Genomic DNA, 8,496 nt, shown 5'->3' on the forward strand with positions numbered 1-8,496 from the left:
GGCTACGGGCGGGGATGGCCGGGGCGCACAGGCCGCTTCGTACGGCGGTGTCGTCCGCCGAGATTCGGCAGGTGCCAGACTCGGTGGCGGTCATGCGCAGCCAGACGCCGTCAAACGATTCGGTAGGCCCGACGGTGACGCCCGACCACATTTCCGTCCGCGGCATGGCGAGACTGCGGTGGAGAGTGGTCGGACTGATGTGCTGGTCAGCGTCCCAGTAGAGGGTGACATGGCCCTCCTTGTCGATGGCGCCCTCGTGTTCGCCCTCCTGGCCGATCATGGGGACGAAGCCGCACAGTTCCATGGAGTCCGCGCGCAGGTGGTCGGCTTCGCGGACGAAGGCGACCGAGCGGGTCTGGCCCCGCCAGCGCAGCGGCACCACGAGCCTTCCGCCGACCGCGAGTTGGTTCCACCAGGCTGTGGGGATGTCCCATGCGCCGACGGTGAGGATGATCCGGTCGTAGGGGGCATGGTCGGCGTCACCGAGTGCTCCGTCGCGTGTGGCGACGTGAACCTGGTCGTCGTACCCGGTGGCCTGGAGAGCTCGCGTGGCGCCGGCGGTGACTTCGGGGTCGATGTCGACGGTGGCGACCATGCCGGTGTGGCCGGTGAGATGTGCCAGGAGGGCGGCGTTGTAGCCGGTACCGGCGCCGATCTCCAGGATGCGTTGTCCGGGGCGCACGTCGAGCTGTTGGAGCATCATCGCGACCACCGACGGCATGGACGCACAGCTCAGTGCGGCGCCGTCGCTGGCGCGTTTGGTGATGACGGCCTGGTCCGCGTACGCCTCCTCGATGTCGGCTTCCGGGACGAAGCGGTGGCGTGGGACCTCACGCATGGCCCGGGTGACGTGCGGGTCGCTCAGCGCTCCCTCGGCCGTGAGCTGGTCGATCAGTCGCGCGCGCAGTTCTTCCGGGGAGGCTCCGGTGGCGGGGGGCGTGGCGGTGCTCATCGGGGTCGTGAGTTCCTTCCGTGAGGTGGCCGTGCTCAATTGCGGAGGGTTCTGAGCGAAGGGCAGATCGTAGTGGATTGACTGGTTTTACCGAGTCGGTATGACGTCATCCGGCCAGCAGTAGGCAGGCGTCCCAGGAGAGAGGGCCTGCGGATGGCGGCTTGGTGGCGAGGTGGACGCCCGCTGTTCCTTCCAACAAGCCGTTCGTCTTTGGGGCGCCGTGGAGGTCCAGGTGTCCATCCAGCCGTCCTCGCAGCCGGGACAGCTGCGCTGTGAGTGCGGGGTTGAGTTCGAGTGTGGCGTCGGCCGCCACCGCACGGGTGGTTTGGAGGAGCCCAGCCCAGCCGTGGCACACGGAGGCGTCGGTGAGCTGGTCGAGTTGCTGCTCGTCCTTCAGGCACGTGACGAGGGACTGCTCGGCGTCTTGCTGTGCCGCGCGGTCGCCGAGGGCGAGGGCTGCCAACTGGCGGGCGCGGGCCAAACCAGGTGTGCCGTAGCACCACGAGGGTCGGCCTGGGTGACGGTTGGCGATGGCGCCGTCCGCCAACTCGGCAGAGGAAAGTGTCTGTGGCCACCAGGAGGTTTCAGGGGTGCCGTGGCGCCAGCCGTCCACCCAGGTGCTGACACGAGAGATCATGTCGGCCTGGCCGGACACGCCGATGCCGCGGCGCATCGCTGTGGCGGCGAGGGCGAGTGGGCCGGCGACGCCGTGGGCCATGCCGAGGTTGCCATGACCACCTCGGCGGCATGGCTGTCCGTCGGGCCGGTCGGAGGTCCACCAGCCAGGGATTTTGCGGCCATTGACCGTGATCGGCTCGGTCAGGCGTACCAGGTAGGCCAGGAGCTTTGTGAACATCGGGCTTGGGCGGCCAGGTCGGTAGAGGAGGTAGGTACCGAGTCCCGTCAGTCCGCTGATGAGGTCGTATTCGCGCATCCTGGGCAGCCGTCCGGCGTCGATACGGGCGTGTGCGGCCCTCAGCCGAGTCTCGACCAGGTCGGTGATGTAGGTGTCGAGTGTCGCTAGGGCCTGCGCGTAGGCGCGGTGGCCAGCGGCGTGCAGCGCGTAGGCGACGGCGGGCGCGCCGTGGAAGAGGCCGCAGGCGTCCGGGTGTGCGAGTACGGGTGTACGGGTCATCGCTGCTGCCCAGGAGTGCGCCGTCTCCCACCCTTCCTCGCCTTCACGAGCGGTGGTGAAGTGGACAAGTGCGATTCCGGGAGCGCCGGTGGAGAGTGACTGATTCCAGCCAGGTGTCGGATTGTGTCGTGGCGGCGGGCCGGGGGCGGGGAGGAGGCTCATCTGGCGAACCCGTCATGCCGTGCCGCCCAGGTCACGGCGGTTTGCCGGGCGAGGCGTCGGCACACGGCTTCGCCTTCGCGGTCGATGCCTCGCTGTCGGTTGTGGTGCATGTGCAGCAGGGATTCCAGGACCACATTGAGATCCATCTCAGGTGGCAACGCCTGACAGTAGGCGGCCAACGCGTCATCTCGAACCTGCCAGGCACGGGCGACGGCGACGGGCAGCCGAGCGGCCATGTTCGGCTCGACGAGCCGAAGGGCCTGGTCGGTGACCGCGCGGTCGCAGGATGCTACGGGCGCGGGATGGGCCTGTAGCCATCGCATTGCTTCATGATGGCCGAGAAGGCCGCGGGCCGTGGCGACCATGCCGGCCGCCGTCAGCGCGAGCGGGTCGAACTCGTCATCTGGCAGGTGCCGTAGTTGAGCGGCCACGGCGGTGGAGTCTGCGGCGAAGACTGCTTCGGCCACTTCCGTCACTGTGTCTGTGCCGTAGCGGCCCGTTTCGGGCAGGTAGGTTCCCACGGTGAGTGGACCGGCCAGCTGCTGTTCACGCAGCGTCTGAGCCCAGTCCGCGAGTGCGACTGTGTGAGTGATCCTCTCGTGCGGCTCGCGGGTGCGCAGTCGCAGGCGCAGGTGGTCGCTCTCGTGGGGGCTGCGGTAGCGGACGAACCACCACGGGCAGTCCTCGCTGAGAGTGGCCAGCAGCCGGGGCAGGTGGTCGGTGATGATCTCCGCCATCCGCTCGGGATGAGTGGGGATTTGGGCGTGCAGCCAGCGGGCATCGGGGTGTGCGGGGAGCTGACCGTGTTGCTGGTTGGTCAGTCGCGGTAGCGATCCGGTCAGCGGGTCCGGCGCCGGTGGCCTGGCGGCGGAAAGCGGTAGGGCGACCTCGTGTGCGTGTCCGCCGATCCACCCCAACGTTTCGCTCGTGTCGTCCGTCTCGGTGAGGCGGGCCGTGCCGTACCGGTCGAGGTGAGCAAGGACCAGGGCCGCGTGGGTGGCCTCACCGAGGTCGAGGCGGAGCGTGCGGTCGTCGTCGCGTAGTTCGACGAACGGGGGGCACTTCCATCGGTGCCGCCAGGCAGCCAACGCGTCGCGGAACCGGCGGGCGTCGGTGCTTGAAGCCGTACCGAGGTCGCTCCTTGTCAGCCGCCAGCGAGCCGGGGAGAGCACGCTGCGGTGATACCGCACCCTCGGCAGATAGGGCAGGTCGGCATGTGGCCCCCAGTCGAACTCGGTCCACGCGGCCAGGCCGCCGCGCGGTACCTGAAGGAGGAACCGGGCCAGTGGTGGCAGTTGCTTCTCGATCGCGAGCGCGTGGAAGACCTGCGGTTCGACCACCTGTCGCCGGGACATGCTGACCAGGTGCAGGCGTTCACGCGTCGCGGTCAGCGCGAGGTCGTCGAGCCGGATCAGCTCGACGTCTTCGTGGTTTGTGCCAGGGGGCCGGTGCTCGCCGAGCGCGATGACGTGTGGCAGGAACGCCCGCGTCCGGCAGATGTTTTCTGCGTGCGGGTAGATCGGGGGAACCGACAGCTGAGCGGGCAGCGCGCCGGCGGTGACGGTCGGCAGCTTTCTGTACACCTCGGCGACTTCCGGGACGATGTCGGTGAAGCGGGCGGTGAACGTGCCCGCTGCACGTCCCGGTGAGACCACGAGGGCGAAGTCGCCACGGTCGATCGAGGCGGCGTCCGCTGCCTGGACCCGGACGGAGACCTCCACGTGCGGAGGGATGTACCGCTCGTCGAGAAGGTCTTCGGCGATGGTGTCGATCACGGCGTCGGTGAGGATGATCTCCTTCTCCCCTGTGGCAAGTGCCCGCCATGCCAATGCGGCCAAGCGCTCGTCCCGCCGAGTCAGGACGGGGCGGGGCTCGGGCCTGGTGCTGTTCGGGTACCCGGCCGGGTAGCCGAGCCCGGCGTCGGGGTGGACGGCCTCGGTGACGGGCACAAGCGTGCCGGTGCCGTAGCGTTCGCAGAACGCCGTGAAGTACTCACGCCACGCTGCTGGCCCGGTCGGCTCACGACCGAGCCGCAACAGCGCGGAAGCGGCCCGTTCAGCCTCCCGCACGACCCGTTCGGGGAGTTGGAGATCGCAGCTAAGACGCAGGTCGACGCTGATCGGTGTACGCCCGGCCGCCGAGGTGCGACGCATGCGCTGAGCCAGGTGGGCCCGGGTGCGGCCCTGCTCCTCATTGACGGCGTGCTGCAGGCCGTGCACCTCGGTGCGGACGGCCTCCAACTCGGTCAGGAGTACGGATGCCCCCGGCACCGTCTCGGCGTGCACCGTGCGGAGCGTGTCGACGACGTGCGTCAGCGGATCGCGGACGGTGAGCGGGGTGCGTAGAGCGGTGATGAGCAGCCCACGCCGCACCAGTTCGGTGAGCATCCCATGGACCATGTACGGCTGGGACTCGGGGAAGCGCCCTGCCATGTGTTCCGCCAGGGAGGAGAAGCCGATCGGAGACGCTGCCGCCGCCCGGACCACCTCCACCGCACGGGTGGCCCGCACCGCCACCCTGTCCGGCCCGTGCGGAACCTCGAGCTGCCCACCACGGCGGACCGTGAGGTTGGTGAAGACAACCGGCAACCGCTCCAGCAAGCCCGGGACAGACTCCAACCGGCTCACCACGTCGAGAAGCCATTGCGCATCCACCCGAACGGCGCTCGTGTGCTCCTCACTCCAGTCCGCGTGGGCCGGTCCGCCGACCGTCACCGCGGCGGCACCGGCGAACAGCCCGAAAGGCGTGGGACGGGACGCCGTACGCAAGAGGTAGCGGGAGAGGGACAACGCGATACGGCGCAATCGAGCCGGCGAGATGGGCCGACCCTCACAGACCTTCCGAACCCGTTCGGCCAGCCTCGGAGCGGCATGACCGACCGCCTCGGCAACGCGTTCGTCGGACCACCTCTGTCGCAACCAGTCGCGGGTGGACGCCTCGTTGTCGAGGTTCGGCCAGGAGACGGACACGGACGTCAACGGTGTGGCAGCAGCACGAAGCACTGCGCTGCCTGCGTGCTGGAACAGAGTCGGGTGAGTCGTTGAGCGCATCGAAGCTCCTTCAAGCGATCCACGAGGAGACGCCGCACGGGGCCGGGGAAGTGGCCCCGGCCCCGCCGGCGGACGAGCACGCCGGCCTGGCTCAGGTGCTTGTACAGGACGACGCGCAGCTCGGCTTGCAGCCGTCGTTGGTGTCGCAGGCTGTCGGCAGCAGCTCGGGACGGACGTCCGAGATCACACGCACTCCGAGAACAAAAGGGTCCTCAGGGTGACCGCTGGCGTCGACGGTGGGCACCGGGGCCTCGCTGGGACCATGCTCCAACAGGTGATCGGCTACGGGCGTTGCTGTTCTCATCTGACCTCCTGGTCATGGGGTTCACCCCTGCTCTCTTCGTCAGGGGAGCTGAGGAACGCGGTGGATGGGCGCCAACCGCGCTGATGTGAAGAGGAATTGCTGGGGCGCCGCAGCAGCGGCCGGCCCAGCCACACCGAAGATGAGCTTTGTTCTCTGGAGGTGAGGCCACAAGACCACTTCGTGTCGTCCAGATCGGGCCTCGAGACATGGGCTACGGCGAAAAGCCGCCTTTCACCGCGACAGAAGGATCAGCACGCTTGTAGTCCTGGATGGGCTCGCAGCCGCGCGCGACAGCCACGCCTGCGGGCTGCAGGCCGGTGAACTGGCCGCCGACCACACAGATTCCGAGGATGTTCGCCGCAACCAGCACGACGCCGGCGAAGGCACCGTCACAGTCCGGCCGGAGCCTTCGGTGCGGGGAGGGCATCAGCGGGACGCCTGCCTGGTCTCGTTCCGCCGTACCAGCTCGGTTTCGCAGATGAGGGACTGCCGCTCGGTGTGATCGGCGAGCCGGGACCAAACGAACGAGTTCTCCGCGTCCACACCGGCGTAGCCGCTACCAACCTGCACCACCACACCCTCGAACGGCTCGGGCTTCTCCCACCGTCGCCGGTCGGGGTGCACGTAGGACACGCCGCGCACGCGGTCACCTACGCGGAAGGGCGCATTCTCCCGCCTACCCACACGGCATCATCTCCTCGTCTCCTCGTTGTCCTTCGGTTGCACGAACACGTCGCGTTCTGGAACAGCTGTCGGCTGACCGAACGGGAAGGCGGACAAGCCATGCGGATTCGCCGAGGCAGTCAGCCGTTCCCAGCAGCCGAGTCCAGCCAACGGCACGCGGCCATCACTCGGGGACTCCAAGCAGTGACTCCAAGTCGGAGTCACAACCGCGACGTTGACTTACGATCGACCCCAACGACTACTCGGAGATGCTGGAAATGAACCGTCAGTCACCGGATGTGCGTGACGTCGTCGCCGGGCTGCTGGACGACCGGCGGCTCATCGCCGCGTGCTCCGAGCGCGACATGGGCTCCCTTTTCCGGCTTCTCAACGCCCGCGGAGTGAGCACGCGTCGAATCGCCGCAGCGGTCGACGTCTCCCAGGGGCGTGTCTACGACTACATGCGGGGCAAGACGCGCGTGGAGAAGCTGACCCTGTTCGAGCAGATCGCGGACGCCTTCCACATCCCCGGGCACATGTTGGGCCTTGCACGTCGCGGTTGGGAGCCCGCAGCCGCCGGACCACAGCCTCACTCACTCATGGGTCCCATCGAGGCGGATGCCGACGACCTCAGTGTTGTGGACCACTTCCGCAATGCTGACCGGCAGACCGGCGGCGGCCGTCTGTACGCAGCGGTCGTGCGTCACCTCTCAGACAAGGTCGCGGCCCGCCTGGTGGACGCTGGTAGTGGGCACCACGTGTTCGGCGCTGCGGCAGCCCTGACCGAGATGGCCGCCTGGATGGCACACGACTCAGGTCAGAACGACCGCGCCGCCAAGCACTTCGCTCGGGCCCTACCGCTGGCCCAGGCATCCGGAGACGTACTTCTCGCCGCGAACGTAGCTGCTGGAAGAAGTCACCTCGCCCTTCAGACGGGCGATGCGGCCAGCTCCGTCGGTTGGGCACAGGCAGGACTCGACCTGGCCACCCAGGGCGCGAGAGTTCCCGCACTGACAGCCAAGCTGCACACCATGAAAGCCCGCGCGCTTGCGGCGTCCGCTCAGCACCTCGCGGCCTCACGGGCACTCGACCAGGCACGTCATGCGTTCCACTGCTCAACGGAAGCACATCATCCGTGGCTGAGTCCCTTCGACGCTGCGGCCCTCGCGAGCGAGTCCGCTCTGATCCTGCGGGACCTGGGAAGGCTCTCTGAAGCTCTGGAACACGCCACTGAAGCCGTGACATTGCGAAGCACAGGACGCGCTCGCTCGCTGACGCTGAGCCGTATCAGCCAAGTCGACATCCTGATTCGACATGGCGAGCTTGATGCCGCAGTCCACGCCGGCCACGGGCTGCTGAACGCCAGCCCTCTCCTGGGCTCCGTCCGGGTCCTCCAACAGCTTGACGAACTCCGCCAACTGCTGGAACCGCACCAGGGCCATCGCCCGATCCGCGAGTACCTTCGACAGTTCGACGAATCGCGAAGAGCGAGAATGTTGTTGCTGGCCGACATCATCCCGCCGTCCTCGGGAGGTACCCGCCGATGAAGTCGACTCCTCCCAGTCCGGCTGATCCGGAGGCGTGGAACGCGTATCTCGCGGAGGGCAACGCGACGCAGGCCCGCAAGCGGGTGTCCGCCGACGCGATCGTCCGCGACCCGGCGGGCCGCGTGCTGCTGGTGAAGCCCACGTACAAGCCGGGTTGGGACCTGCCGGGTGGCATGGCCGAAGACAACGAGGCGCCGGAGGACACGGTGAGCCGTGAGCTCCGTGAGGAGCTGTCGCTGGCGGTGACGCCACTCGGCTTGCTGGTGGCGGACTGGGTCGCTCCTCACGGGCCGTGGGACGACCAGATCGCGTTCATCTTCGACGGCGGCACTCTGGCCAGGGACCAGGCCGAGCAGCTGCACCCCGGGGAGGACGACGGGGAGGTGGAGGAGGTCGCCTTTGTCGCCGTGGAGGAGGCGGCGGACTGGCTACCGGACCGCGTCGGTCGGCGGTTTGCTGCGGCGATGGAGGCGCTTGCGAGTGGGTGTCCGCGTTATCTGCGGGATGGGGGCGGCCGGTAGAGGGTGGCCGGAGCTCAGGGGACGTTGCGGATGCGGGTTACCAGGAGGGCGCCGGTGAGGGCGATGGCGGCGGAGGTGGTGTAGAGGGCCTGGTAGCCGCCCAATTGGGTGACGAGCGGGGCGGCGAGGGCGGGGGCGGCGACCTGCGGGAGGGCGTTGGCG

At 68.4% G+C, this 8,496-nt stretch carries 8 protein-coding genes; 2 read left to right on the forward strand and 6 right to left on the reverse strand.

Going from position 1 to position 8,496, the window contains the following annotated elements; translation table 11 throughout:
- The 6 genes from fxlM to GL263_RS15775 all read right to left on the reverse strand — a co-directional run.
- The coding region (gene fxlM, locus GL263_RS15750; protein ID WP_182856351.1) for a methyltransferase, FxLD system at nucleotides 1-952 on the reverse strand (952 nt) is incomplete at its 3' end.
- Nucleotides 953-1,058: 106 nt separating this feature from the next.
- A complete protein-coding gene (locus tag GL263_RS15755; RefSeq protein ID WP_182856352.1) occupies nucleotides 1,059-2,249 on the reverse strand; it encodes a lanthionine synthetase C family protein in 1,191 nt (396 codons plus the stop codon).
- Nucleotides 2,246-5,299, reverse strand: a complete 3,054-nt coding sequence (locus tag GL263_RS15760; protein ID WP_182856353.1) for a lantibiotic dehydratase — start codon at nucleotides 5,297-5,299, stop codon at nucleotides 2,246-2,248. The genes GL263_RS15755 and GL263_RS15760 overlap by 4 nt, the downstream gene beginning before the upstream one ends.
- Before the next feature lie 91 nt (nucleotides 5,300-5,390).
- Nucleotides 5,391-5,603, reverse strand: coding sequence for an FxLD family lanthipeptide (locus GL263_RS15765; RefSeq protein WP_182856354.1), 213 nt, complete (start codon nucleotides 5,601-5,603; stop codon nucleotides 5,391-5,393).
- 211 nt (nucleotides 5,604-5,814) lie between these two features.
- Entirely contained in the window at nucleotides 5,815-6,030 is a 216-nt protein-coding gene (locus GL263_RS15770) for a hypothetical protein (RefSeq protein WP_182856355.1), read from the reverse strand.
- Nucleotides 6,030-6,245 carry a hypothetical protein gene (locus GL263_RS15775; RefSeq protein WP_182856356.1) on the reverse strand — a complete coding sequence of 72 codons (216 nt, stop codon included), beginning with the start codon at nucleotides 6,243-6,245 and terminating at the stop codon, nucleotides 6,030-6,032. The genes GL263_RS15770 and GL263_RS15775 overlap by 1 nt, the downstream gene beginning before the upstream one ends.
- Before the next feature lie 290 nt (nucleotides 6,246-6,535).
- On the opposite strand from GL263_RS15775, the gene GL263_RS15780 reads away from it, so the two are divergent.
- A complete protein-coding gene (locus GL263_RS15780; protein ID WP_228456539.1) occupies nucleotides 6,536-7,813 on the forward strand; it encodes a helix-turn-helix domain-containing protein in 1,278 nt (425 codons plus the stop codon).
- Nucleotides 7,810-8,334 carry an NUDIX domain-containing protein gene (locus GL263_RS15785; RefSeq protein WP_182856357.1) on the forward strand — a complete coding sequence of 175 codons (525 nt, stop codon included), beginning with the start codon at nucleotides 7,810-7,812 and terminating at the stop codon, nucleotides 8,332-8,334. Before GL263_RS15780 ends, GL263_RS15785 begins: the two co-directional genes overlap by 4 nt.
- Nucleotides 8,335-8,496 lie beyond the last annotated feature (162 nt).

The sequence above is a fragment of the Streptomyces durbertensis genome (assembly GCF_014156695.1).
Taxonomy (GTDB): domain Bacteria; phylum Actinomycetota; class Actinomycetes; order Streptomycetales; family Streptomycetaceae; genus Streptomyces; species Streptomyces durbertensis.